General features: G+C 62.5%; 20 protein-coding genes. 14 read left to right on the top strand and 6 right to left on the bottom strand.

Annotation, left to right across the window (positions count from 1 at the left end; translation table 11 throughout):
• Nucleotides 1-72: 72 nt before the first annotated feature.
• Nucleotides 73-2,118: a GNAT family N-acetyltransferase gene (locus tag ACQ4W0_RS05715; RefSeq protein WP_436575888.1), complete on the top strand. Its 2,046-nt coding sequence runs from the start codon at nt 73-75 to the stop codon at nt 2,116-2,118.
• Between the two features lie 52 nt (nt 2,119-2,170).
• Here the strand turns inward: ACQ4W0_RS05715 and ACQ4W0_RS05710 are convergent, their stop codons facing one another.
• Nucleotides 2,171-3,436, bottom strand: a complete 1,266-nt coding sequence (locus ACQ4W0_RS05710) for a putative Na+/H+ antiporter (protein WP_436575887.1) — start codon at nt 3,434-3,436, stop codon at nt 2,171-2,173.
• Nucleotides 3,437-3,642: 206 nt separating this feature from the next.
• Here ACQ4W0_RS05710 and imuA point away from each other — a divergent pair, with 206 nt between their 5' ends.
• The 4 genes from imuA (at nt 3,643) to ACQ4W0_RS05690 (ending at nt 7,402) form a co-directional block, all read left to right on the top strand.
• On the top strand, nt 3,643-4,353 hold the full coding sequence (imuA, locus tag ACQ4W0_RS05705) for a translesion DNA synthesis-associated protein ImuA (RefSeq protein WP_436575886.1): 711 nt from the start codon (nt 3,643-3,645) through the stop codon (nt 4,351-4,353).
• Nucleotides 4,283-5,770, top strand: a complete 1,488-nt coding sequence (locus ACQ4W0_RS05700) for a Y-family DNA polymerase (RefSeq protein WP_436575885.1) — start codon at nt 4,283-4,285, stop codon at nt 5,768-5,770. The genes imuA and ACQ4W0_RS05700 overlap by 71 nt, the downstream gene beginning before the upstream one ends.
• A gap of 98 nt (nt 5,771-5,868) precedes the next feature.
• A complete protein-coding gene (locus ACQ4W0_RS05695) occupies nt 5,869-6,573 on the top strand; it encodes a glutathione S-transferase N-terminal domain-containing protein (protein ID WP_436575884.1) in 705 nt (234 codons plus the stop codon).
• Between the two features lie 70 nt (nt 6,574-6,643).
• Nucleotides 6,644-7,402 (top strand): alpha/beta hydrolase family protein, encoded by a 759-nt coding sequence (locus tag ACQ4W0_RS05690; RefSeq protein ID WP_436575883.1) that lies wholly within the window; start codon nt 6,644-6,646, stop codon nt 7,400-7,402.
• Nucleotides 7,403-7,590: 188 nt separating this feature from the next.
• Here ACQ4W0_RS05690 and ACQ4W0_RS05685 read toward each other — a convergent pair whose 3' ends face one another.
• Nucleotides 7,591-7,941, bottom strand: coding sequence for a hypothetical protein (locus ACQ4W0_RS05685; protein ID WP_034783462.1), 351 nt, complete (start codon nt 7,939-7,941; stop codon nt 7,591-7,593).
• A gap of 223 nt (nt 7,942-8,164) precedes the next feature.
• Here ACQ4W0_RS05685 and ACQ4W0_RS05680 point away from each other — a divergent pair, with 223 nt between their 5' ends.
• The 5 genes from ACQ4W0_RS05680 (at nt 8,165) to coaD (ending at nt 13,783) form a co-directional block, all read left to right on the top strand.
• Nucleotides 8,165-8,641, top strand: a complete 477-nt coding sequence (locus ACQ4W0_RS05680; protein ID WP_426071706.1) for an Hsp20 family protein — start codon at nt 8,165-8,167, stop codon at nt 8,639-8,641.
• Nucleotides 8,642-8,920: 279 nt separating this feature from the next.
• On the top strand, nt 8,921-10,438 hold the full coding sequence (locus ACQ4W0_RS05675) for a Do family serine endopeptidase (RefSeq protein ID WP_436575882.1): 1,518 nt from the start codon (nt 8,921-8,923) through the stop codon (nt 10,436-10,438).
• 81 nt (nt 10,439-10,519) lie between these two features.
• The gene (locus ACQ4W0_RS05670; protein WP_010400558.1) at nt 10,520-11,179 is read left to right on the top strand and encodes a response regulator; all 660 of its coding nucleotides are present in this window, start codon (nt 10,520-10,522) and stop codon (nt 11,177-11,179) included.
• Nucleotides 11,180-11,181: 2 nt separating this feature from the next.
• Nucleotides 11,182-12,516: an ATP-binding protein gene (locus ACQ4W0_RS05665; RefSeq protein WP_436576267.1), complete on the top strand. Its 1,335-nt coding sequence runs from the start codon at nt 11,182-11,184 to the stop codon at nt 12,514-12,516.
• 118 nt (nt 12,517-12,634) lie between these two features.
• Complete coding sequence (coaD, locus tag ACQ4W0_RS05660; RefSeq protein ID WP_436575881.1) at nt 12,635-13,783, top strand: pantetheine-phosphate adenylyltransferase; 1,149 nt, start codon at nt 12,635-12,637, stop codon at nt 13,781-13,783.
• Between the two features lie 6 nt (nt 13,784-13,789).
• Here coaD and ACQ4W0_RS05655 read toward each other — a convergent pair whose 3' ends face one another.
• Nucleotides 13,790-14,386: a 2-hydroxychromene-2-carboxylate isomerase gene (locus ACQ4W0_RS05655; protein ID WP_436575880.1), complete on the bottom strand. Its 597-nt coding sequence runs from the start codon at nt 14,384-14,386 to the stop codon at nt 13,790-13,792.
• Nucleotides 14,387-14,472: 86 nt separating this feature from the next.
• The gene (locus tag ACQ4W0_RS05650) at nt 14,473-16,671 is read right to left on the bottom strand and encodes an OsmC domain/YcaO domain-containing protein (RefSeq protein WP_436575879.1); all 2,199 of its coding nucleotides are present in this window, start codon (nt 16,669-16,671) and stop codon (nt 14,473-14,475) included.
• Between the two features lie 135 nt (nt 16,672-16,806).
• On the opposite strand from ACQ4W0_RS05650, the gene ACQ4W0_RS05645 reads away from it, so the two are divergent.
• Together ACQ4W0_RS05645 and ACQ4W0_RS05640 are read left to right on the top strand one after the other, a co-directional pair.
• Nucleotides 16,807-17,355, top strand: a complete 549-nt coding sequence (locus tag ACQ4W0_RS05645; RefSeq protein WP_436575878.1) for a histidine phosphatase family protein — start codon at nt 16,807-16,809, stop codon at nt 17,353-17,355.
• Between the two features lie 306 nt (nt 17,356-17,661).
• Nucleotides 17,662-18,051 (top strand): GNAT family N-acetyltransferase, encoded by a 390-nt coding sequence (locus ACQ4W0_RS05640; protein ID WP_436575877.1) that lies wholly within the window; start codon nt 17,662-17,664, stop codon nt 18,049-18,051.
• A gap of 75 nt (nt 18,052-18,126) precedes the next feature.
• Here the strand turns inward: ACQ4W0_RS05640 and ACQ4W0_RS05635 are convergent, their stop codons facing one another.
• Both ACQ4W0_RS05635 and ACQ4W0_RS05630 read right to left on the bottom strand, forming a co-directional pair.
• A complete protein-coding gene (locus ACQ4W0_RS05635; protein WP_436575876.1) occupies nt 18,127-20,529 on the bottom strand; it encodes a TonB-dependent receptor plug domain-containing protein in 2,403 nt (800 codons plus the stop codon).
• A gap of 165 nt (nt 20,530-20,694) precedes the next feature.
• Complete coding sequence (locus tag ACQ4W0_RS05630; protein ID WP_436575875.1) at nt 20,695-21,480, bottom strand: PhzF family phenazine biosynthesis protein; 786 nt, start codon at nt 21,478-21,480, stop codon at nt 20,695-20,697.
• 97 nt (nt 21,481-21,577) lie between these two features.
• On the opposite strand from ACQ4W0_RS05630, the gene ACQ4W0_RS05625 reads away from it, so the two are divergent.
• A complete protein-coding gene (locus tag ACQ4W0_RS05625; RefSeq protein WP_436575874.1) occupies nt 21,578-24,718 on the top strand; it encodes an error-prone DNA polymerase in 3,141 nt (1,046 codons plus the stop codon).
• Nucleotides 24,719-24,830: 112 nt separating this feature from the next.
• The gene (locus ACQ4W0_RS05620) at nt 24,831-25,997 is read left to right on the top strand and encodes a hypothetical protein (RefSeq protein WP_436575873.1); all 1,167 of its coding nucleotides are present in this window, start codon (nt 24,831-24,833) and stop codon (nt 25,995-25,997) included.
• Nucleotides 25,998-25,999 lie beyond the last annotated feature (2 nt).

The raw sequence follows: 25,999 nt of genomic DNA, 5'->3' as shown, positions 1-25,999 counted from the left end.
TGCGCATGTTTCCGACCTTGTTTTACCTCCTGCGACGTTGATTGACACTCTCCTGTGGAAAATGGTGCGCCCATGAAAATAGATGACCTGGCCTCAAAACACGATCAAGCAAAGATTTTCAACCTGGAGTACGAGTTTCGCATCCACCGGCTGAAACTCGATTACATCACCCTGGCCGATATCCGGCCGGCCAGCAGCGACCTGGAACAACTGGCCGGCGAGCACCAGGCGGGAATCGCCGCCCTGCGCAGCTTCGTCGCCGCCAATTTTACGCACTTCAATGCGGCAAGCTGTTCCTCGCTGAGCTGCATCCCCACGCGGGCGTTGGGCGATGACGAGCGCTATTTGCACCGCATCTGGATGGGCGGGCCGTTGCCGGCCATCGCCTGTGAGGCGATCCAGCAGTGGGGCGCGGCGCTGGAAGAGGTCCGGCGCAACGGCGGCGCGCCGTATGTCTCCATCCTGTGGGCCTGGGATGCGGAGCAATTGCGCAATGATGCGCGTTTCAGCCCCACGGGGGGCGCCGGGCGCTACACGATAGGCCGCTATGCCATCGGCGGCACGACCCTGCATATCAACTCGCTGCGCGCACTGGCGCTGGACTTTGCGCCGGCCCGCTTCGACATACTCGATACCCTGCATACGCAGCGCTACTTCGCCACCTTGTCCGATTATTTCCGCATCCTCATCATGTGCGAATACGGCGGCATGTATATGGATGTCGATACGATCCCGCATAATCCGGCGACGATTTTCCTGATGAAGCCGGAAGTGCCCGACTATTTTCAGCGCAGCGAAGGGGAGGGCGAAGAGCGCCAGCATGTCAGCTGGATGAATTTGTTTCTCGATGAAACAGGCATGCTGATCGCCAAGAAGAACGATGCCGCGCTGCGTGTGATCCAGCGCAATGTGAACCTCGCCTATGCGCGCATCGATACAGCGATGCCCCGTTCATGCCCGCAATTCGAGGCGCAACTGTTCGGCCAGTTCTATGCCGAATGGAAGAAAAACCTGGGCGTGACCGTGCTCAGCCATGCCGAGTTCTACCAGCGCTATTGCGTGTTGTATGACGGCGCGCGGGAAGCGGTGGTGGGCGGCATCCGCGGCATGCGGCTGCTGGACGATATCATTACCGACATGCATATCCCCTTGAGCGACGAGGAGCGGCGCGCGTACGCCCGCTGCGTGGCCAGGCTAGCCGAGATCGACTGGCAACTCGACGATCCTTTGCGCCTGGTCAATATCGTCGATGTGTTCGACATCGAGGAAGTGCCGCGCATGGCGTATGCGGCCCAGTTGCGGGCGGACATCGATCATTTTCACTATTACTCGGTGCTGTCGGACGACCCGCAGCTGGACCGCGTGAATGACGTCTTTTGCCGCTACCTGCTGGCTCACCGTTCGCAGCATATTGCCGCCGGCAATTTCTGGCGTCCCACCGTGGGCCGCCACGGCAGCCGCATGCCGGCCGTCGGCGATGCCGCTCCGCTAGGTGACGAGGTTTCGGCGGGCCTGCTGTCGCATGCGCCGCTCAAGCTGGTGGCGGGCGGACTGCTGGACGACGAGACGAAGAACCGCATGGCGAAGCTGCTGTTTGCCACCAGTTACCTCGAGTACTGCTCGTTTGGTAACAAGTTGAATTTGCAGTTCGTCGAATTGCAGCGGCGGCAGAATATCGACCCCTACCTGGCGCACATCCACGGCCTGCATGACGAGGAAGAGCGCTTCATCGGTTTCTTCACGGCCGCGACGATGGACGAGTTCCAGGCTTGCGGCGCCGTCTCGTATTACCGCGATGACATGAAGCCGCTCGACGATGCGTATGATGCATTCGTGCTCGCGCATGCGCGCGCCGACGACTGTTTTGTCAGCAGCCTGGCTATCGACGAGAAATACCGGGGGCAGGGCCTGTTCCGGCAGATGTTCCATGAAATCCGCGACCTGGCCGGCCGCAAGGGCTGTGCGCGCATCACCCTGACGGTGTGGGAAAAGAGCGAAGCGCTGCAAGTGTATCTGCACAAGGGTTTTCGCAGCGTGGGCACGTTCGACTATGCCTACAGCCTGTTCTATGATCGCCTGCACTTCCTCGTCTACGAGGTAACTGAGGAAGGCAACTGAAGAGGGAACTGAGGGAGAGCAGGGGCGGCCGGCAGCCGCCCCATGAAGTTGCTTACAGGGCCAGGAAGGCCAGGGCCGCCACGGTCGTCGGCAGCAGGGCGCCGGCCAGCAGGCCGACGGCGCCGATCGATTCATCCTTGAAGCCGCGGCGCAGCAGGGCCACCCCGGCCGGATTCGGCGCGTTGGCGATGACGGTCAGGCCGCCGCCGGCCACGGCGCCGGCCACCAGCATGTATTTCGCTTCGTCCGTCATGCCTGCGATCAGCGAACCCAGATAAGTCAGGGCCGCATTGTCGGTGATCGCCGTCAAGCCCAGGGCGCCGAAGAACAGGGCCAGCGGCTTCAGGCTGGAGACGATGGGTTGCAGCCACCATTGCTGCATGCCGCCCAGCACCACCAGGCCGCCGAGGAAGAAGCCGACCAGCAAGCCCTCTTTCAGGATCAGCGGGCTTTGATAGCGCTCATATGCCTGCACGAAGCCGAGGAAGAACAGGAACAGGCCGATGAACAGCACGGGATGATGCGCCAGGGTGACCACGCCGGCCAGCACGATCATGTGCACGAGGCTGACGGCCAGCGGCACTTTTGGCGCTTCCACCTCGCCCGCTTTCGGCTTGATGTCGGAGGTGTTGCTGTGCAGGTATTTGCGCAGCAATATGCTCACGCCAGTGGCGTTGACCAGCACGGCGATGGCCGCTTTCCAGCCGAAATGGCTGGCCATGAAGGCGCTGTCCCAGTTCCACGTGGTGGCCACCATCAGCACGGGCGGCGCCGCGTACGAGGTCAGGGTGCCGCCGATGGAGACGTTGACGAAGAGCACGCCCAGCGCGCCGTATTTCAGCCATTCAGGAATGCCCGGGCGGAAGATCTGCGGCGCCAGCATCAGCGCGGCCAGGGTCATGGCGGCCGGTTCCGTGATCAACGAGCCCGTCAGGGGCACGAGCGCCAGTCCCAGCCAGACGAGGGCCAGTTCCGTGCGCAGCGGCATCACGTGCGCCACGCCCTTGAGCAGGCGCTGCACGGCGTCGAGCACGGGGCGTGAGGCGGCCACGACCATGACGACAAAGACGAACAGCGGTTCCGTGTACTGGCGCGATTCGGCATACTCGATGGCCGCATCGCCGCCCGAGACAAAGGCCATGATGATGATCAAAATGAAGGCCCAGAAGCCGAATACGACTTCCACTTCGCCCAGCAAATGCAGCAAGCCCGCATGGCGGGGATGGCGCCGCGATAATGTTTCAAACGACTTGGCGGCGAAGGTATGGATGAGCGCAAGGCCGAAGACGATGGCGCTGATGATTTGGATGGTGGTCAAATGCGTTTCCTTATGGACGGAGGGAGCCACCCGGTGCATTGCCGAGCGGTAAGGAGAGTGCTTATGGTACAGCAATCGATGTCAGAAACGGGGTTTTTCGGACATGGCGGGACGGCCCCCGGCGAGGTGCTGCGCAGATAAGCCTTGCCAAAATGGAGGCTGGATAGTACTGTATATGCATACAGTATTTATCTTCATATTCAATTATGCAACATTCCGAATTGATGGCGTCGCCGGAAGCCTTGCACCCGTCCCTGTGGCGCGCATCGCAGCTGGGCCAGGGTGCCGCACGCTGCCTGGACACGGGCTTTGCCGCCTTGTCCGCGCAACTGCCCGGCGGCGGCTGGCCCAGCGGCAGCCTCATCGATCTGCTGGTGCAGCAGCCGGGCAGCGGCGAATTGCGGTTGCTGGCGCCCGCGCTGGCGCAGCTGCCGGGCTTGCCCATCGTGCTGCTGCAGCCGCCCCATCCGCCGCAGGCGCTGGCCCTGGCCGCGCAGGGTCTGGCGCCGTCGCAGCTGCTGTGGATAAAGAGCGCCGGCAGCAAGGATGCCTTGTGGGCGGCGGAAAATATCTTGCGCAGCGGCAGTTGCGGCGCCTTGCTGTTCTGGCAGTCACACGTGCGCGGCGACAGCCTGCGCCGCCTGCACCTGGCTGCGCAAAGCGGCAATACCCTGTTCTGCATGCTGCGCCCCTTGCACGGCGCGCAGGATGCGTCACCGGCGCCGCTGCGCCTGTCCGTGCGCCCGGCCGCCGGCGGCATCGAGATCGGCTTCATCAAGCGCCGGGGACCGCAGCGCGACGCGCCCCTGTTCCTGCCCCTGCAACCTCCTTCTTTACTGCTGCGCCATGCGACTCTGGATCGGCCTGTGCCTGCCCCGGCTCCCGCTCGAAGTGTTTTGCCCGCGCTGGTCGGCTGACCACCTGGGCGTGGTGCTGGAGCAGGAGCAAGTGATGGCCCTGTCGCCGCTGGCGCGGGCGGCCGGCATCCGGCTGGGCATGCGCCGCGCGGGCGCGCTGATGCTGGCGCCGCAGGCGCGCCTGCACGAGCGCTCGCTGGAACTGGAAGCGCAAGCCCTGCAAGCGGTGGCGCTGGCGCTGCTGCAATACTCGCCGCTGGTGGCGCAGGGCGAGGAGGCAACTTTGCTGGTCGATGCGGGCGCCAGCCTGCGCCTGTTTGGCGGCGTGCGCGCCCTGTGCCGGCAGATTGCGGCCAGTTTGCGCGCGTTGGGCTATACGGCCCAGCTGTCGTGCGCGCCCACGGCGCGCGGCGCCTGGCTGCTGGCGCGCGCCGGTACGCGCGGGGGCCGGGTGCTGGGCATGGCCAGTCTCGTGCGCCGCCTCGACCGCCTGCCGTGCGCCTTGCTGCCGCCCGCGCGCCCTTACCAGGACTGGCTGGAGGGCATCGGTTGCCGTACCCTGGGGCAACTGCGTCAGTTGCCCCGGCCCGGCCTGCAGCGCCGTTGCGGCGGGGCCTTGCTGGACATGCTAGACGATGCGCATGGCCACAGCACGGAACTGTACCTGTGGCTCGAAGCGCCGCCCACGTTCCGCGCCAGCCTGGAATTGTTCGACCGCGTGGAGCATGCGGATGCCTTACTGTTCGGCGCGCGCCGCCTGTTGCAGCAAATGACGGGCTGGCTGTGCGCGCGACAATTCGCCGTCGAGCGCATACAACTGCTGCTGGCGCACGAGCGGGGCAGGGTGGCGCGCCCGCCCACCGTCATCGACCTGGCGCTGGGCGAGGCCGTCTGGCGCGACGAGCATTTATTGCGTTTGCTGAAGGAGCGCCTGGCGCAGCTGGTGCTGGACGCACCCGTGATCGGCCTGACCCTAGAAGCGCTGCAGGTGCAAGCCATGGCGCCACCCAGCGAGAGCCTGTTTCCCGAGCCGGGCGGCACGCCGCAGGAGCGCCAGCGCCTGATGGAATTGCTGGTGGCGCGCCTGGGCGCCGAGAATGTCTTGCAGGCAGTGCCGCGCGCCGATTACCGCCCCGAAGCGGCCAACCAGTGGCTGCCGCTGCCGGCCAAGCCCGTTTCAAGAAGCGCGCTACCCGACTTGCCGCCCGGTTTGCCCGGCATGCCCCGCCCCGGCTGGCTGCTGGCGCAACCGGTGGCCCTGCTGATGCGCGAGCACCGGCCCTTCTATGGCTCGCCTCTAAAAATGGTGTCTGTCGCCGAGCGCATCGAGGCGGGCTGGTGGGGCCAGTCGCAGGCGCGCGATTATTTTATTGCGGAAGGACGCGACCACGCCCATTACTGGGTCTACCGCGAACGCATCGCCGGCAGCGGAGAAGACGCTGCGCCGCGCTGGTTCCTGCATGGTTTGTTTGGCTGAGTGGCGGCCAGAGCGTTTCAAGCGGCGCGCAACGCACATTGCCATGCTTGGCTATACTTGCCTTCTTGCGCCGCGTCATTACTTCAATAAGGATTTCCATGTCCCAACTTTCCGACTTTCCCATCACCGAGAAATGGCCTGCCCGGCATCCCGAGCGCCTGCAACTGTACTCGCTGCCCACGCCGAACGGCATCAAGGTCTCCATCCTGCTGGAAGAGCTGGGCCTGGCGTACGAGCCGCACCTGGTCAGCTTCGAGCAGAACGACCAGCTGTCGCCCGCATTCCTGTCGCTCAATCCCAACAACAAGATTCCCGCCATCCTCGACCCGCACGGTCCCGATGGCAAGCCGCTGGCGCTGTTCGAATCGGGCGCTATCCTGCTGTATCTGGCCGAGAAAACGGGCAAGTTCATCCCCCAGGATGCGGGCCTGCGCTATGAAACCATCCAGTGGCTGATGTTCCAGATGGGCGGTATCGGCCCCATGTTTGGCCAGGTGGGCTTCTTCCACAAATTCGCCGGCAAGGATTACGAAGACAAGCGTCCGCTGGAACGCTATATCGGCGAAGCGAAGCGCTTGCTGGGCGTGCTGGAGCAGCGCCTGCAGGGCCGCGACTGGATCATGGGCGGGCAGTACACGATTGCCGACATCGCCATCTTCCCGTGGGTGCGCTGCCTGGTGGGGTTCTATGGCGCTGGCGAGCTGGTCGGCTTCGACCATTTCCCGAATGTGCAGCGCGCGCTGGACGCGTTTCTGGCCCGCCCTGCCGTCATGAAAGGCATCGACATACCGAAGCGTGCTTAAAACAGCTGACGGCCGGGCGGCGCTACAATGCGCCATCGGCCGCGCTGCGCGGCAGCTTTGATCTGAGACTATGAAATCCACCCGGCAAGATTTTCCCGGCGCGCATGGCCATGTGCTGGCGGCGCGCCTCGATGCGCCCGACGGCGCCATCCGCGCCTACGCGCTGTTCGCCCACTGTTTTACCTGCGGCAAGGACGTGCTGGCCGCGCGGCGCATCGCGCAAGGATTGACGGAGCATGGCATCGCCGTGCTGCGTTTCGACTTCACGGGCCTGGGCGCCAGCGAGGGCGAGTTTGCCGCCACCAATTTCTCGTCGAATGTCGAAGATTTGCTTGCCGCCGCCGATTTCCTGCGGGCCAGACACTCTGCACCGCAATTGCTGATCGGCCACAGCCTGGGCGGCGCCGCCGTGCTGGCCGTTGCCGCGCATGTGCCGGAAGCAACGGCCGTGGTAACGCTGGCCGCACCCAGCACGCCCGCGTATGTGACGCGCATGTTCAGCGAGCACCTGGAGCAGATCGCCGCCGAGGGCGAGGCGCTGGTGCAGCTGGAAGGACGGCCATTTCGCATCCGCCAGCAATTCGTCGACGATGCGGGCAGCCACAGCCTGAAGGCGCACATCGCCGGCCTGCGCCGCGCCCTGCTGGTGATGCACGCGCCGAACGACACGACGGTGAGCCTGTCGAACGCGATGGATATCTTTACGGCGGCCAAGCACCCGAAAAGTTTTGTTTCGCTCGACGACGCCGACCACTTATTGACGGGGCGCAATGATGCGGCTTATGTCGCCAACGTCATCGCCGCCTGGAGCGCGCGCTATCTTTCCTAAACTATTGCCCATGAAAAACGCCGCGGCAGCAGAAGCTGACGCGGCGCAGATACTATTGATACTTCACAACACCTGACAAAATCGTAGCGAGCGGCAGTGATTTGTGGCCGAGAAGCGCAGCCGTGCTAAAGCACGGTGAGCATCGCCGGCCGCAAAGCGCGACGCGCAGTAGATTTGGTCAGGTGTTCTCAGTCTTCGTCAAATTCGGCGGATAGATCCTTCCAGCCCTTGCTCACGGCAAAGGCGGAAAATTCTTCGGGCGCTTCCAGAACGATCAGTTTCTTGTCTTGCAAGCCCAGGTCGCCATGGCCGAAGTCGGGGCCTACATAGCCGAGGCTGCGCAAGCGGGCCAGGATGTGGCCGACCAGGGTCTTGTCCTTGTAAGCGCCCGCTTCGAGCGGGGCGGCGAAATCGACGTAGACGTCGATGATGCCGTAGCCTTCGTCGAAGATGCGGATGGCCTTGATGTCGTGGGCACGGCCGGAGCCGTCGGTGGCCTTGAAGGGGCCGCTGAGCTGGATGTCGGTGTCATTGTTCATGCCGCCAGCATACACCAAAAGCCGGCCCCGCATAGGGGACGCCATGCAAAATCCCCTAGGCCTGGCCGTGTAAAAATTTCTTACAAATTTAGCGCCGTCTGGGGCGCTTTTCGCCAATTTCAAGGCCTTGAAGGCCGCTTGATCGTCCTTAGATTGGGTAGCAAGCGGATGCTCACGGTGAGGTCCGCCCCTCTTATCGCTTCATTTGAAAAGGATATTTATCATGCGTACTTTTGACCTTGCTCCCCTGTATCGTTCCGCCATTGGCTTTGACCGCCTGGCACAGCTGCTCAACGAACAGCGCGCCGATGCACAGCCCAGCTATCCCCCTTACAACATCGAACTGGTGTCGGAAGACAAATACCGCATCGTGATGGCATTGGCCGGTTTCTCGCGCGAAGAGATCGACATCATCACCGAACGCGACTCGCTGCATGTCACGGGCCGCAAGCAGAAAGATGGCGTCGAGCGCACGTTCTTGCACCGCGGCATCGCTGCCCGCGATTTCGAACAGCGTTTCCAGTTGGCCAACCATGTGAAAGTCACGGGCGCCACGTTTGAAAACGGCATGCTGACCATCGACCTGGTGCGTGAAGTGCCGGAAGCGCTGAAACCGCGCAAGATCGAGATCGGCACCGGCAGCGACATCCACGCCACCGCCGCTAACGTGAATGCGCTGGAACAGCGCCAGGCAGCCTGAGCTGATTTGAGCTGATGTCGGCGCCACGCGCTGGCATGGGCGGGAGGGGGGAGCCCCTCCCCATGCAGTAAAATACTGGCCGGTTGATCCGGCCAGTGTCACGTCCGGAGCCCGTTCCGGCCGTTCGTCGCCCGCCATGCGCGCGGTGCGCGGCACGCAAGATTAAACCCTGCTTAAAGGCGCCAATGCCTGTTTCCAAATGGAAAAATGTTAAGCACCGCCTAAGACTCGTGGCCCACTATTGCATACATCAAAATCTCATTGAATGAGGAGCAATTCATGGAACAGCAAACGAACACCGCATCGCTGAAAATCAAACGCACCGTAGCCGCGCTGGCCGCGATCGGTGTGCTGGGCGCCGGCGGCGCCATGGTGATGCATCAGAACAATGCCGGCGCGAATGCCGCCGCCGCCGGCGCGCCCGCCGCCCCCGTGGCTGCCGCCGTGGCGCCTGCCGCTGCCGCGCCGTTGGTGGCCTTGCCCGACTTTAGCCAGATCGCTGCGCGCAACAGCCCGGCTGTCGTCAATATCAGCGTGACGGGCAGCACCAAGGTGGCGTACGACCCATCGGCCCAGGCCGGCAGCGATGACTTCGGCAACGATCCGTTCTTCGAATTCTTCCGGCGCTTCCAGGGGCCGCAAGGCGGGCAGCGCGGTGGCCGCGACGTGCCCACGCATGGCCTCGGTTCCGGCTTCATCGTCAGCCCGGACGGCGTCATCATGACGAATGCCCATGTGGTGCGCGATGCGCGCGAAGTGACCGTCAAGCTGAACGACCGCCGCGAATTCCGCGCCAAGGTGCTGGGCACCGATCCGAAGACCGATATCGCCGTGCTGAAAATCGACGCCAACAACCTGCCCGTCGTGCCGCTCGGCCATTCGAGCGAGCTGAAAGTGGGCGAGTGGGTGCTGGCCATCGGTTCGCCGTACGGTTTCGACAGCACGGTGACGGCGGGCGTGGTCAGCGCCAAGGGCCGTTCCCTGCCCGACGACAGCAATGTGCCGTTCATCCAGACCGACGTGGCGGTAAACCCCGGCAACTCGGGCGGTCCCCTGTTCAATACGCGCGGCGAAGTGGTGGGCATCAATTCACAGATTTACAGCCAGACGGGCGGCTTCCAGGGCTTGTCGTTTGCCATCCCGATCGACCTGGCCGGCCGCATCAAGGACCAGATCGTCGCTACGGGCAAGGCCAGCCACGCAAAGCTGGGCGTGACGGTGCAGGAAGTCAACCAGGGCTTTGCCGACTCGTTCAAGCTGGCCACGCCGGAAGGCGCGCTGGTGGCCAACGTGGAGCGGGGCAGCCCGGCCGACAAGGCGGGCCTGAAGTCGGGCGACGTGGTGCGCAAGGTGAATGGCCAGCGCATCATCGCTTCGGCCGACTTGCCTGCACTGGTGGGCACGTCTTTGCCAGGCGACAAGATCAGCCTGGATGTCTGGCGTGACGGCAAGATCGTCAGCCTGACGGCGACGCTGGGCAATGCTGCCGACAAGGTGGCCGAGGTGGCGAAAAGCGACAGCGCGGCCGGCAAGGTAAAGCTGGGCCTGGCCCTGCGTCCCTTACAATCGGATGAAAAACGCGAGGCGGGCATCAGCGCCGGCCTGCTGGTGGAAGACGCCGGCGGCGCGGCGGCGAATGCCGGGGTGCAGCCGGGCGACGTGCTATTGTCGGTGAATGGCCGTCCCGTCAACACGGTCGAGCAGGTGCGCGACGTGGTGGAGAAATCCGCCAAGTCTGTGGCCTTGCTGATACAGCGCGGCCCCGATAAGATATTCATCCCCGTGCGTTTGGGTTGATTACTTAGTACGGGGGTCAGACCCGCCGGGTCTGACCCCAGCCTTCCGCTGTGGGGTTAAAGAATAGAACAAGGAGCAGCCATGCGCTTATTGCTGGTAGAAGACGACACGATGATCGGCGAGGTGGTGCTCGATTTGCTGCGCGCCGAGCATTACGCGGTGGACTGGGTCAAGGATGGCGACATGGCCGACACGGCCCTGCAGACGCAAACCTATGACCTGGTGCTGCTGGACCTGGGCTTGCCGCGCAAGGATGGTCTCGACGTGCTGCGCTCGATGCGCCTGCGCAAGCTCGATACCCCGGTGCTGGTGGCCACGGCGCGCGACGCCGTCGAACAGCGCATCGCGGGCCTCGACGCGGGCGCCGACGATTACGTCTTGAAACCGTATGATCTCGACGAACTGCTGGCGCGCATCCGCGCCCTGCTGCGACGCGCCTCCGGGCGGCCGGAACCGATCTTCGAACACCAGGGCGTCTCCATCAACCCGCTGACGCGCGAAGTGATCGCCGAGGGCCATCCCGTCAACCTGTCGGCGCGCGAATGGGCCGTACTGGAAGCCTTGATCGCGCGTCCCGGCATCGTGCTGTCGCGCGCGCAGCTGGAAGAAAAACTGTATAGCTGGAAGGATGAAGTCAACAGCAATGCCGTGGAAGTGTATATCCATGGCTTGCGCAAGAAGCTGGGCAGCGATTTGATCCAGAACGTGCGCGGCCTCGGCTACATGGTGCCCAAGGCATGAGGATGAAGGTCACGGTGACGCATTCGCTGCGCGGCCGCCTGCTGTGGTTTTTGCTGGCGGCCATCATCATGGCGGCCCTGGCGCAGGCGTCGATCGCCTACCGCAGCGCCCTGTACGACGCCGACCAGATCTTTGACTATCACATGCAGCAGATGGCCCTGTCGCTGCGCTCCGGCGCGCCGCTGGCCAATCACGCGCAAGCCTTGCCGGCCGACCCCGTCAACAACGACATGGTGGTGCAGGTGTGGACGCCGGACGGCGTGCAAGTCTTCCGCTCGATCACGCGCGCGGAATTGCCGCAGCGCGCCGTGCTGGGTTTTTCGAATGTGAAAGCGAACGGCACTACCTACCGCATCTTTTCCGTGCAAACCAGTTCCCAGACCGTGCAGATCGCCCAGGACATGGCCGTGCGCAAGCGCATGGCCGGCAGCCTGGCGCTGCGCACAGTCGGCCCCATTGCCCTGATGGCGCCGATATTGATGCTGGTCGTGTGGTGGGTCGTCAGCGGTTCGCTGGCGCCCGTTGCGCGCGTGCGCAAGCAGGTGGCGGCGCGCCAGGCGGACGATCTGTCGCCCGTCTCGGAAGCGGGCTTGCCCGACGAAGTGCGCCCGCTCGTACATGAATTGAATTTGCTGTTCGGCCGCGTCAAGACGGCGTTCGACGCGCAGCAGCATTTTGTCGCCGACGCCGCGCATGAATTGCGCACGCCGCTGGCGGCCCTGAAATTGCAGGTACTCAGCCTGGAGCGGGCCGAATCGGAAGAAAAACGCAGCCTGGCCATTTCCCGCGTCAGCGCCGGCATCGAGCGGGCCACGCGCCTGGTCGAGCAGCTGCTGGTGCTGGCGCGCCAGGAAGCGAGCGCCGCCAGCGGCGACCAGCTGCAGGCGGTGGACTTGAACGATGTCGTCAAGCGCGCGCTGGGCGACATGGCCGGTATTGCGCAGGCGCGCAAGATCGACCTGGGTCTGCACCACATGGACCCGGCCAAGGTGGCGGGCCAGGCCGATGCGCTCAACATCATGCTGCGCAACCTGGTCGACAACGCCATCAAGTACACGCCGCAGGGCGGCACGGTCGATATCGACCTGCGCGCCAGCCCCGTCGGCGTGACCTTATCGGTGGAAGACAGCGGCCCCGGCATCCCGCCCGAGGAGCGCGAGCGCGTCTTCAGCCGCTTTTACCGCGTGCCCGGCACGGATGCCAATGGCAGCGGCCTGGGGCTGGCCATCATCAAGGCCATCGCCGAACGCCATGGCGCGCGCCTGGTGCTGGATAAATCCGAGCGCCTGGGCGGCCTGTGCGTGCGCGTGGAATTCCCCCAGCCGACGAAAAAATGAAGCAGATTTCCCTCCGGATCGAGGCGGGATGAGGTGGATCTTTAAGCGGGTGCATTGACGTGCGCGCCGTGGCCCTATATTGTCTGCGAAACAAGCAGAACCAGACCACGGAGCGCACATGCAGAGAATCGGATTTTCAGGAACCCTCGACCCCATCACCAATGGCCATATGTGGGTGATCGGCGAAGCGCGGTCGCTCGCTGACGAGGTGATCGTCTTCCTGTCGCAAAACCCCGCCAAAAAGCCGCAATTTCCCGCCGAAGACCGCAAGCGCATCATCGAGCAGAGCGCGCGCGAGTGCGGCTGGGACAATGTGCAGGTGGTCATCGTCAAGGGCGACTACACGGCGCGCGCGGCGAAAAAGCATGGCTGCGACTACCTGATCCGTGGCATCCGCACGACGGCCGATTTCGACTATGAAAACCTGATCCAGCAAACGAATGTGGACGTGCTGCAGGGCGCCAAGACGATTTTCGTCATGCCGCCGCGCGACCTCGGCTCCGTCAGTTCCAGCTTCGTCAAGGCGCTGGAAGGGCCTGTCGGCTGGAACTGGACCATGAAGAAATTCGTCCCCGGCCCGGCCTACCAGGCGTGGATACTCGACTGCCTGCGCAAGGAGTGGGAAGCGCTGTGGAATTACGCCACCGCCTCGCAAGCGGACATCGCGCTGGAGGATCACTGGTTCGCGCACCTGACGGGGCCGCAGGCGTATGGCGGTGCGGACCGCCATTATCACAACCTCGACCACCTGGTGCACGGCCTGTCGGAAATCCGCGTGTGGGCCGACAATACCTATGCGCCCAAACGCGACAGCGCGCTGGTCAGGAAAGCCTTCTGGTTCCACGACGCCGTCTACAGCCACGACGAAGACGCCCTGTATTCCAGCGAAGAAGCGAGCGCCCAGCTGTGGCTGGCCAGCGGCCTCGATGCGGGGGACAACCTTGATGTGGCGCAATTGATACGCGCCACCGACCATTTCCAGGGACCGGGCATCAGCCATGTGCTGAAGGACGCCATGCTCAGCGCCGACCTGGCCATCCTAGGGCAAGATGAAGAGGTTTACCACGCCTATACGCAAGCCATAGGCCGCGAATACGCGCATGTGGACCCCGTGCGCTTCAACCAACAGCGGGGCCTGGCCCTGCAGCATTTATGCAGCAAGGCGCAGGCGGGCCAGTTGTTTGGCGATGCGTATTTCGCCGACCAGTACAACGAGCGGGCGATAGCGAACATGCAGAAAGAGATTGCGGCGCTGGCGGGTGGCTGATTGTCGTCAGGCGCTGGCGGCGGCATGCGCCAGCGCATCGTCCAGCCGGTCGTTGCCCCAGAATAGTTCACCGTCACTGATGAAGCTGGGGGCGCCGAACAGGTTTAGCGCTTGTGCCTGCTCAGTCTGACGGCGCAGCCGCAGCTTGTTGTCCGGTGTCAAAGCCAGCGCCAGGATGACGCGTGCATCGAGCCCCAGCCCCTCCAGGGCCTCGCTGACGGCCTCAATGTTGTCGATGTCGCGGTCCGCGGCAAAATTCATCGCCATCATGCGGCGCGTAAATGGCGCAATCCAGCCTTGGTCCGCGCCGATCAGCGCCACGCGCATGGGCAGCAGGGCCGTGCGGGGGAAGGCGGCCGGTTGCTGCCACGGCAATGCATACTTTTCACACTGGCGCGCCATATCGCGCCACGTGTAGTCGCCCTTGAGTTTTTGCAAGATGAAGGGCGATGTCTCCCAGCCCAGTGCCTTGAAGACGACGCCCAGCAGGAAGGGTTTCCAGATCAGATGCACCTTCTTTTCACGCGCCAGCGCTTCGATGCGCATGGCGCTCAGGTAGCTGTAGTTGCTGCCGAAATCGAACCAGAATTCCAGTGTGGCCATGGCATTTCATTCCATGTGGTGATGCCGCCTTCATCTTGCGCCAGGGCTCGGTGGCATGACTGCAACGCCTGCCCTGGCCCGTCGCCCTAGCGGGCCGCAGCCTTGGCGCGCGCCGCGTGCAATTTCTTGAAGCTGTCGATCAGGCGCTGGTGCCTGTCCAGGCCTTCCAACTGCAGGCTGGTCGGGGTCAGGCCGAAGAAGCGCACGCTGCCGTCTACCGAGCCCAGCACCGCGTCCATGCGGGCGTCGCCAAACATGCGGCGGAAATTGAGCACGTAATCGTCCAGCTCCAGCTCGTCATCGAGTTCCACTTCCAGCACCACGTTCAAGGCTTGATAAAACAGTTTGCGCTCGAGTGTGTTGTCGTTGTACTGCAGGAAGGTTTCCACCAGCTCTTTCGCCTCTTCGAACTGTTGCAGGACGAGCTGAATCAGCAGCTTCAATTCCAGGGTCGTCAGCTGGCCCCACACGGTATTTTCGTCAAACTCGATGCCGATCAGGGTGGCGATGTCGCCGTATTCGTCGAGCTCGCTGTTTTCCAGGCGCTCCAGCAGGTCTTCCAGGCTGGCATCGTCCAGGCGGTGCAAGTTCAGGATGTCGGCGCGGAACAGCAGCGCCTTGTTGGTGTTGTCCCAGATCAAATCCTCGACTGGATACACTTCCGAATAGCCTGGCACGAGGATACGGCAGGCGGTGGCGCCCAGCTGGTCGTACTCGGCCGTGTAGACTTCCTTGCCCATGGCGGCGAGGATGCCGAACAGGGTGGCCGCTTCCTCGGCATTCGAGTTGTCGCCGTGGCCTGAAAAATCCCACTCGACAAAATCGTAATCGGCCCTGGCGCTGAAGAAGCGCCACGAGACGATGCCGCTGGAATCGATGAAGTGTTCGACGAAGTTATTCGGCTCGGTGACGGCTTCGCTGGCAAACGTGGGCTGCGGCAAGTCGTTTAAGCCTTCAAAACTGCGCCCCTGCAGCAATTCCGTCAGGCTGCGCTCGAGAGCCACTTCCAGGCTCGGGTGCGCGCCGAACGAGGCAAACACGCCGCCCGTGCGCGGATTCATCAGGGTGACGCACATCACCGGGTACACGCCGCCCAGCGACGCATCTTTCACCAGCACGGGGAAACCCTGTTCTTCCAGCCCCTGGATGCCGGCCAGGATGCCTGGATACTTCACCAGCACTTCCTGCGGCACGTCGGGCAGGGCGATTTCGCCTTCGAGGATTTCGCGTTTGACGGCCCGTTCGAAAATTTCCGACAGGCATTGCACCTGCGCTTCGACCAAGGTATTGCCGGCGCTCATGCCATTGCTGACGTACAAGTTTTCAATCAGGTTGGACGGGAAATACACGACTTCGCCATCGGACTGGCGCACATACGGCAGCGAGCAGATGCCGCGCTCGGCATTGCCGGAATTGGTGTCGACCAGGTGCGAGCCGCGCAGTTCGCCATCGGGGTTGTAGATATCGAGGCAGTAGGCATCGAGAATCTCTTTCGGCAGCGCATCCTTGCGGCCCGGCTTGAACCAGCGCTCGTTCGGGTAATGCACGAATGGCGCGTTGGCGATGTCCTCGCCCCAGAACGAACCGGCGTAGAAATGGTTGTTGCTGAGCCGTTCGATATACTCGCCCAGGGCCGACGCCAGCGCGCTTTCCTTGGTCGCGCCCTTGCCGTTGGTGAAGCACATGGGCGAGTGCGCGTCGCGGATGTGCAGCGACCACACGTTGGGAATGATGTTGCGCCACGAGGCGATTTCAATCTTGATGCCCAGGCCCGCCAGCAGACCGGACATATTGGCGATGGTTTGCTCCAGCGGCAAGTCCTTGCCTGCAATATAGGTGCTCGCACCGGGGGCCGGATTCAAGGTCAGCAAGGCCTGGGCATCGGCATCCAGGTTCTCTACCTCTTCAATGACGAACTCGGGCCCCGCCTGCACCACTTTTTTTACTGTGCAACGGTCGATCGAGCGCAGGATGCCCTGGCGGTCCTTGGCCGAGATATCGGCCGGCAACTCGACCTGGATCTTGAAAATCTGCTGGTAACGGTTTTCCGGATCGACGATATTGTTTTGCGACAGGCGGATATTTTCGGTGGAAATATTGCGCGTATCGCAATACAATTTCACGAAGTACGCGGCACACAGTGCCGATGATGCCAAAAAGTAATCGAACGGGCCAGGCGCCGAACCATCGCCCTTGTAGCGGATGGGCTGGTCGGCGATGACGGTGAAATCGTCGAACTTGGCTTCAAGACGCAGCTTATCGAGAAAGTTGACTTTAATTTCCATGAGGTAATCCAATACTGTGCTTATGAGTTAGCCGCTATTATCCGTTCTTTCCGCCGCAGGGCAAAGGTTGTTCACTGCGGCCACGCCTACCGGCAGCCGTTGGGGCAATGAAACAGACTGATAAATGTTGACTACATGCAAATAACACTGATGCGTCACGGCGAGCCCCGACTCGCCAGGGGGCGCTGGATAGCGCCGATGCACATGGGACAGTGGATTGATCGCTACAATCAATCGCTGATCAAAGATAATGACATACCGGCAGAGTGCGCCATGGCAGCGCTCTCCGCATCGACCATCGTGGCAAGCACTGCGCCGAGGGCATGCTCATCGGCCAGGGCATTGGGTGACTTGCCGTTCATGCAAGAGGAGATGTTCACTGAAGCCGAGCTGCCCTTTGCACTCTGGAGTGCACCCTGGCTGCCGCCCGAAGCCTGGGCAGTGATTTTTCGCCTGCTCTGGTTGTTCGGTTATGCGCGCGGAGCGGACTCGCTGACGATTACCCGACAGCGCGCCAGGGCTGCCGCCGAGCGGCTTGTTGCGCTTGCCGCCAAGGGGCCAGTGCTACTGGTCGGGCATGGCATCATGAATCGTTTGATCGGCAAGGAACTGCAGGCATTGGGTTGGCTTGCCCGCAACAGGCAGGGCAGTCGCTACTGGAGCATGGGAATGTATGAGTTGTGAAAGTGAACTGTGAAAACTTGTGACGAATGTGGCAGCCGATACCGTGATGACGCCGAGGGCATGGCCAGTTTGTGTCCCGAATGCGCATCGGTCATTTATGGCTTGCCAAGGTGTGAGCATGTGTTCGAGGCAGGCAGATGCCGGAAATGCCTGTGGGATGGGCGGAAAAGTGAATTCGTGCGCAAACTGGAGAAACAGGGGCCTTGATCGATACAATAGATGGTGATGTTGTCGAAACGACCAGTCCTTCCCATTGCGAAGGTCAGCGTTGTCAATAAGAGAAAGGTTATGCCGATGCAGATTTCCATGAATGATGTGATCACTGAGCAAGAAGTGATAGCCATCTACAAGGCCAATCACTGGTCGTCCGCAGAAAAACCCAAAGAACTGATGGCCGCGCTGCGCAATTCCCACAGCCTGGTGACGGCCCGCGCAGATGGAAAATTGATTGGTATCGGCAATGCCATTTCCGATGGATATCTGGTTGTCTACTTCCCGCATATGCTCGTGGACCCGATGTCGCAAGGACTAGGCGTCGGCAGAAGGATGATGGCGACAATGCTGGAAAAATACGCGGGGTTTCACCAACAAATGCTGACAGCAGACGGCAAGGCCATCGAGTTCTACCAATCCGTGGGCTTCGTGCGCGCGGGGAAAACAGAACCCATGTGGATCTATGCAGGCGATGAGCATTGAATTGTGATGCCGACTTAAAAAAACAGCGGCTGCCCATGCTGGCGCAGCCGCTGTTTTTTCAGGCGGACAGGGCGGTTAGAACTTCACCCACAGCCGTCCGAAATACGAGGCGCCGTTCAGGCCGAACTGCACGCTGTCGTACTTGAAACCATTGTCCGTTTCATCCGGATTCTGCGTGGTGGGCTTGACGTTGAAGATATTGTTGCCGCCAAAAGTGAGCTTGGTATTTTTATTGATGCTGTAGGTGAAGCTCAGGTCGGCCGAGGTCTTGGCCGCATAATGGGCGTTGGGTACGCCTGCGGCCGTGCCGCTGAAGGTGCCCAGGGTTTGCGGGCCAAAATAAATGATGCGCAGATCCGATTCCAGCTTGCCCGTGATGTAGTCGAAGCCCAGCGTGGCTTTCGCGCGCGGGCCGCCCTGTTCGATGAACAGGCGTTCGCGCTCGGACAGCAAGACATCTTCGAAACCCGTCAGCGAGGCGGGCGTCTTGACTTTCGTCACTTCCGTTTTGCTCAAATTCAAGGCCAGGAAGGTATTCAGGCGGTTGCCGGCCAGCTCACCCTTGTGCGAGGCCGTCAGGTCCAGCCCGCGCGTGCGCGTGTCGATGGAGTTGACGAAGAATTGCGCCTCGCCCACGCCCAACAGGGCCAGGCGCGCGGCCAGGTCCGGGTAGTTGTCGGCATTGAAGCGGCCCGACAGCACGATGCGGTCCTTGATCTTGATATTGTACAAGTCGGCCGTCACGGAAATGGCTTGCGTGGGCGTCCAGGTGGTGCCAAACGTAAAGCTGGTGGATTTTTCTTCCTTCAATTTCGGGATGCCGGCTGCGTTGGCGACGGCGCCGCCATTCGGCGCCAGCACCACGTCGGTGGGCACGCCGCCGATGAAGTCGGTGAAGGTGGACGAGAAATACACTTGCTGCAAGGATGGCGCGCGGAAGCCCGTGCTGGCCGAGCCGCGCAGCAGCACGTTGGGCGCCACTTTATAGCTGGCAGCCAGCTTGCCCGTCACGGTGGAGCCGAAATCGCTGAATTTTTCATAGCGCAGGGCCGCCTGGGTTTTCAGGCGTTCCGTCCAGTCCAGTTCCACGTCGCCATACGCGGCGATGCTGTGGCGTTTGGCCTTGGTGGCGTCGCCGGGCTGGAAGCCGGGAAAGCCCTGGCTGCCCGCATTGCCGCCCACGCCCACGCCATCGGCGTCGCTGTAGGAGCCCGGTTCGCCGGCCATGATCTTGTATTCCTCGCTGCGATATTCGGCGCCGAAGGCCACGTTCATGCCGCTCATCACCGTGTCGTAAAAGCGGCTGAAATCGGCGTTGCTGGTCAGCTGCTGGAACGAGAAGCCGCCCGCGTCGTAGCTGCTGGCGCTGACGCCCTTGCCGCCGTTCATCAGGTCGAGGTTGGCAATCGAGGCGTTCAAGGTATGGCTGATGTCGTAGCGCATCTTGTTATAGCCATAGGTTTGCGAAAAGTCAGCATGCCATTCGCCGATCTGGCTGCGGTGGCCGATGGTGGCGTACTGGTCGTCGATCTTGCCGTTAATGAACGGTACGAAACCATTCGGATACATGGCGGCGGAATTGCGCGACGGAATGTCGTCGCTGCCGATGCCGCCCCGGCCAAACGCGGCGCTCGATGCATCGCGCGTCTGCGCGCCGGCCGTGAAGTACAGCTTGCCCGTGGCGCTGGTGGCGTAGTCGCCATTGATGTACAGGGTTTTGTTCTTGGCCTTGGTATCGCCGATGATGCGCATGCTGTCCGCGTCGGCCCGGTTCGAGCGGCCCCGGTCCAGGTATTCGCCCGTGATGGCGATGACGCCCTTGTCGCCCAGCGCGATGCCGCAATAGGCGGAGGTCATGTAGTTCTTGCCGTCGCCAGCCGAATACTGGCTGTAGCCGGCCACCGCTTCGCAACCCAGGCTCTTCTTCAGTTCAATGTCGATCACGCCGGCAATGGCGTCTGAGCCGTACTGGGCGGCGGCGCCGTCGCGCAGCACTTGCACGTTCTTGATCGCCAATAAAGGAATCGCATTCATGTCCGTGCCCGTGTTGCCGCGGTTGCGCGCGCCGAACAGGTTGACCAGGGCCGTCGTGTGGCGCCGCTTGCCGTTCACCAGCACCAGGGTCTGATCGGAGCCGAGGCCGCGCAGGGCGGCCGAATCGACGAGGTCGGCCCCGTCGGCGCCCGTCTGGCGCGTGGAATTGAATGAGGGCGAGATGTATTGCAGCGATTGCGCCAGGTCAAACTGACCACCTTGCTCAGCCACCCTGGAAATCGGAATGATATCGACCGGCACCATGGTATCGGTGGCGGAACTGGTGACCCGGCGCGAGCCGACCACGCTGACCGTTTGCACGGGACCGTCCGTGGCGCCCGCTTCCGTAGTCTGGGCCATGGCGGCGGGACTGAACGCGGCCAGGGCGGTGCTGCCGTACAGGCTGATGAGGATGGCTTTACGCAAGGTGGTGAGGGTCGGCACGCAGTATCTCCAAGTGGTATTGTGACTTGATTTTAGTGCCATCATTTCAGCATTCACCAGCGATACTTTGTTTTGTTATTACAAATTTGCTGTAACTGTTGTTTCCTGGTTGATTATCTTTTGGCCGCTGCCTGGCTTGCCACGTACTGGTGCAGCATGCCCCGTTCAGGTGCTGCGTTGCACCATGCCGCCCACCCAGATTGCCTGCGCGCTGTATTGCACCTCGATCAAACACGGCTGCTGCGTCACGTGGCCCTGCTGCAGGCGCAGCGACTGTTGCAGATGCGCTGCCAGCGCGCCCGCCGCCACGCCCGTGGCGCTATCTTCCAGTGCCGGGTCGAGGTGGTTGAAGTTGCGCCCCTCGTATTCGCTCTCGCCCGTGCGGCAATACGCATAGCAGCCATTGACCTGATGCAAGGCGCTCCAGTCGGCGATCAGTTCCAGGTTCGGCTGCAGCGCGCGCAGGGTGGTGCAGTCGGCCACTTCCAGCAGCAGCTTCGGGCTGCCGACCGAGGCGATGACGGGTGGCGAGGCCAGGTGCATGTGCTGGCCCATCAGTTCCGACGGCACATATTTTTCCACCATGACGGCAGGCGCCGGTTGTGGCGCCAGGCCGATGAACAGACCGGCTGCGCTGCGCAGCAGTTGCAAGGCTTGCCCGCGCATGGCCGTGCTCACCGTCAAGGTTGCCGGGGCGTCAGGCGCTGTCAGCAGCACATGCGCGGCCGCCAAAGTAGCGTGCAGGCACAGGGGGCTGCGCGTGTGCGGATAAAAATAGTCGAGCACGATGCCGCCGTCCGCTTGCCGATCGATGAAGACGCAGGCGCTGACCTGGCGTTCGCGGGCGAAGGCCTGGCGCGCCGTGACGCTGCCGTGCTCGTTTTCCACGACCAGCGCCGCATTGCCGCCACCGGGTGCGGCGCCGAAACATTTCAAGAGATGGACGATCATGGCGGTCGAGGGATAAGGTAAAACACCAGCATAAACGATAAGCCCGATTCCAGATAAGTATAATATACTGTGTTTATATACAGTATTGAGGTAGATCATGTGGGGTGCAGTCTTACCCGAGTATGCTGAGTTGTACTGTCTGAGCAATTTCAGCTTCCTGCATGGGGCCTCGCATGCGGAAGAGCTGGTGGCGCGCGCAGTCCAGCTCGGTTACAAGGGGCTGGCCATTACCGACGAGTGTACACTGGCGGGTGTCGTGCGCGCCCATGCGGTGGCCAAGCGGGCCGGTTTTCCTTTGATTATCGGCGCGCATTTTCATTTGACGCAGGCCGACGGCAGCGCGGCGCTGTCCCTGCTGGCGCTGGTGCAAGACCCCGAAGGGTATGGCAACTTGTCGGAACTGATCACCATGGCGCGCACGCGGGCGGCCAAGGGGCGTTATTTGCTGACGCCAGACGATTTCGCCGCGCCTTCGTCCGGGTTTGCCCATTTGCAGGGCTTGCCCGGTTGTCTGATGATCTTGCTGCCCAGCTATCCGGCCCGGCCCGAAACGCTGCGCGCGCAGGGCGCGTGGATGGTGTCCACCTTTGGTAGCGAGCGCAGCTGGATCGGCCTGAACCTGCTGCAGCGGGCGCAGGATGACGCGCACCGCAGCGCCGTGCAGGACGCCGCGCAGGCGCTGGGCTTGCCCGTGGTGGCCGTCGGCCATGTGTGCATGCATGTGCGTTCGCGCAAGCCCTTGCTCGATACCCTGTGCGCGATACGCGTGGGCAAGCCCGTGGGCGAGTGCGGCTATGCGCTGGCGCAAAATGCGGAGCAGCATCTGCGCGCGCGCTTGCGCCTGGCCAATGTGTATCCGCCGCAAGCGCTGGCGGAAACCGTGCGCATCGCGGGCCGGTGCAAATTTTCCCTCGACAGCCTGTGCTATGACTATCCCGACGAACTGGTGCCGGAGCATCACACGCCGGCGACGTATCTGCGCGAGGAAACGTATGCGGGCGCGCGCATCCGCTTTCCGTTGGGCATTCCAGCGAATGTGCAGGAGCAGATCGAGCAGGAACTGGAGCTGATCGCGGAGCTGTCGTATGAAGCGTACTTTTTGACCGTGTATGACATCGTGCGCTTTGCGCGGTCGCAAAACATCCTGTGCCAGGGCCGGGGCTCGGCCGCCAATTCGGCCGTCTGCTATTGCCTGCACATCACGGAAGTGGACCCGGCGCGCGGCAATTCGCTGGTCGGGCGCTTCATGTCGCGCGAGCGCAACGAGCCGCCCGACATCGACGTCGATTTCGAGCACCAGCGGCGCGAAGAGGTCATTCAATATATCTACGGCAAATATGGCCGCGAGCGGGCCGCGCTGGCTGCCGTAGTAATCAGCTACCGGCCGAAAAGCGCCTTGCGCGACAGCGGCCGGGCGCTGGGGATCGACCTGGCCATCGTGGAAAAGGTGGCCAAGGCGCATCGCTGGTTCGACGGCAAGCACGATCTGCTGGAGCGCCTGGCCGAATGCGGGCTCGACCCGGAAGCGGAGTTGTCGCAGCAGTGGGCCGGCCTGGCGCAGCAGCTGCTGGGCTTTCCCCGCCATTTGTCGCAACATCCGGGCGGCTTTGTCATCGCTCAGGGAAAATTATCGCGCCTGGTGCCGATTGAAAACGCCAGCATGGCCGAGCGCAGCGTCATCGAGTGGGACAAGAACGACCTGGAGGAACTGGGCTTAATGAAGGTCGACGTGCTGGCGCTGGGCATGTTGTCGGCCCTGCGCCGCGCCCTGGAGTTGCTCAGTGCGCGGCGCGGCGAACAATTCCGCCTGCAGGATATTCCCGCCGAAGACCCCGCCACCTACGACATGATGTGCCAGGCCGACACCATCGGCGTGTTCCAGATCGAGTCGCGCGCGCAGATGAGCATGTTGCCCCGGCTGCGCCCCCGTGAATTCTACGACCTCGTCATCGAGGTGGCGCTGGTGCGCCCCGGTCCCATCCAGGGCGGCATGGTGCATCCGTATTTGCAGCGGCGCCAGCAGAAGGAACCCGTGGTGTTTCCGAAGGGCTTGCAAAAGGCGCTGGGACGCACGCTGGGCATCCCCATCTTCCAGGAACAGGTGATGCAGGTGGCCATCATTGCGGCCGATTTCACGCCCGGCGAGGCGGACCAGTTGCGGCGCGCCATGGCGGCTTGGAAGCGCAAGGGTGGCATGAACAATTACAAGGAACGTATCGTCGAAACGATGGTCAAAAATGCATATGAACGGGAGTTTGCGGAAGCCATCTTCAGCCAGATCGAGGGCTTTGGCGAATACGGTTTTCCCGAGTCGCACGCGGCCAGTTTCGCCCTGCTGACCTACGCCAGTTCCTGGCTGAAATGCCATGAACCGGCCGTCTTCCTGTGCGCTTTGCTCAACAGCCAGCCCATGGGCTTTTACAGCCCCTCGCAACTGGTGCAGGATGGTCGCCGGCATGGCGTGCAAGTGCTGCCCGTCGATGTGGCCGTCAGCGGCTGGGAAGCGGCATTGGAAGAAGGGCAGGGCACCTCACCCGCCGTGCGCCTGGGCTTGAACAGCCTGTTTGGCATGCGCGCCGAGGCCGCCCGGCGCATTGAGGATGCGCGCGCCATCGCCGCCTTTGTCGACGTGGCCGACCTGGCCCTGCGTGGCGGCCTGGACCGTCATGACTTGCAGGTGCTCGCTGCCGGCAACGCCCTGCACGCGCTGGCAGGCCACCGGCGCGAGGCGCTGTGGCAGGCGGCTGGCGCCGTGCCCGACAAGGATTTGCTGCGCTCCACCACACCAGAGGAGGACTTGCCCGTGCTGGCCGCCCCGACGGAAGGCGAGAGCATCGTCAGCGATTACCGCGCGCAAGGCCTGACCCTGGGCCGCCACCCGCTGGCGCTGCTGCGCAAGTCATTGCTGGAACAGCGTTTCCTGCCCGCGTCCACCTTGATGACCTACACGAGCGGACAACTGGCGCGCGCTTGCGGCATCGTCACCGTGCGCCAGCGTCCGGGCACGGCCAAGGGCGTGATCTTCATGACACTGGAAGACGAAACGGGCACGGTCAACGTCATCGTCTGGCCGGACCTGGTGGAAAGCCAGCGGCGCGAAGTGCTGAGCGCGCCCCTGCTGGGCGTGTATGGCGTGTGGCAGCGCGAAGGGCAGGTATGCAACCTGGTGGCCAAGCGCCTGGTCGACATGTCGCATTTGCTGGGGCGTTTGAGGACCAGCAGCCGCGATTTCTGTTGAAACCTTGATGCTCGTGGAGTTTGAATAGATACAAGCTTGCATTTTGTTAAGGCTCACTGCAAGCGAGTGATTAAGCTGGAGTCACCCATTCATCCACTTCCAGGAGCCGTGCATGCACGCCTTTTTCCGCTGCTGCTACCTTGTTATGATTTGCCTTTATTGCAACGTGGCGCTTGCCGCCGCGCCCGATTTCACCAGCGCGGCAGGCATGGCGCGCAGCTGCGCCGGCAACTTGCAGGTGCAGCCAATCACGACGCCACAGGCGCAGCAAGCCTGGGTGCTCTGCCGCGACATTGCCACCGCCAAACGATTGCTGCGCCTGGCCGACCATTATCCGCCGGAGCAGCAAGGACAATTATCGCTGCAGCAGCTGGATCAGGAAGGCTTGCGCGTCGCCTTTGCCGCCTTGCGCGATGAATTGCGGACGACGCGGCGCGTGCTGGAGAAAATCGTGTTGCGTAGCAAGGACGACGGCTTGCTGCTGGTGCCCGCCACCTGGGGCAGCGACTTGAATGGCGACGGTACGCTGACGCCGGAAGAGCAATATATGTTTGCTATTCCCAAGCGACCGGTGATCGGCACGCGGGATGGGGAAGACAGCGGGGCGGACAGTCGAACGGAGCAATATTACCAGCAGCATTACCAGCTGGAAGCGCGCTTTCGCGTCGACCAGAGCGATGTGCAGTGGCTGCTCGGCTATCATTATTTTCTGGAGGCCTCCGCCGAGCTGAGTGCCGCATTCGACAACGGGCCCGGCACGCCAGCATTGCGTGTGCGCGATCCAGCCGCGCTGCGGCGCGCCCATGGTTTGCTGCTGGCGGGTGTTAACAGCAGCGAAAAGCTGCGCCAACTGGTGCTGGCGGAAACGGATGACGAGGACGAGTGGATTGGCCATCCGGGCCAACTCAGCAGTGTTTTCCCCGAAACCTTGAGCGAACGGGACTTCGATGCCTGGAAAACGCTGGTCGGGCATATTCTGCCGGTGCTGGAAGGCAAACAGCTGCTGGCCGCGCCTGCCAATGCCAGCTTGTTCGAATCGCTCTTCAGCAGCATTTGCGCGGACAAGCAAGGCTTGAATGTTGCGAGCCTGTTTCACCGTCAGCGCAACGAAGTGCTGGTGCCGAAAACCGGGCCGGTCAGGCTGGCCGGCTGCCAGCCCGTCACGGCGCGCCACCTCGTGTCTCCCTTGCTGCGCTACCTGTCAGGACCAGTACAGAGAGGCATGGACCATGCGCCCACAGGCATGGCCATGCTGCGTAAATTGTTTTGGGTAAATTGATC

The sequence above is a fragment of the Janthinobacterium breve genome (assembly GCF_051380895.1).
Classification (GTDB): Bacteria; Pseudomonadota; Gammaproteobacteria; order Burkholderiales; family Burkholderiaceae_D; genus Janthinobacterium.
This window is presented reverse-complemented; position numbering and strand designations above follow the sequence as displayed.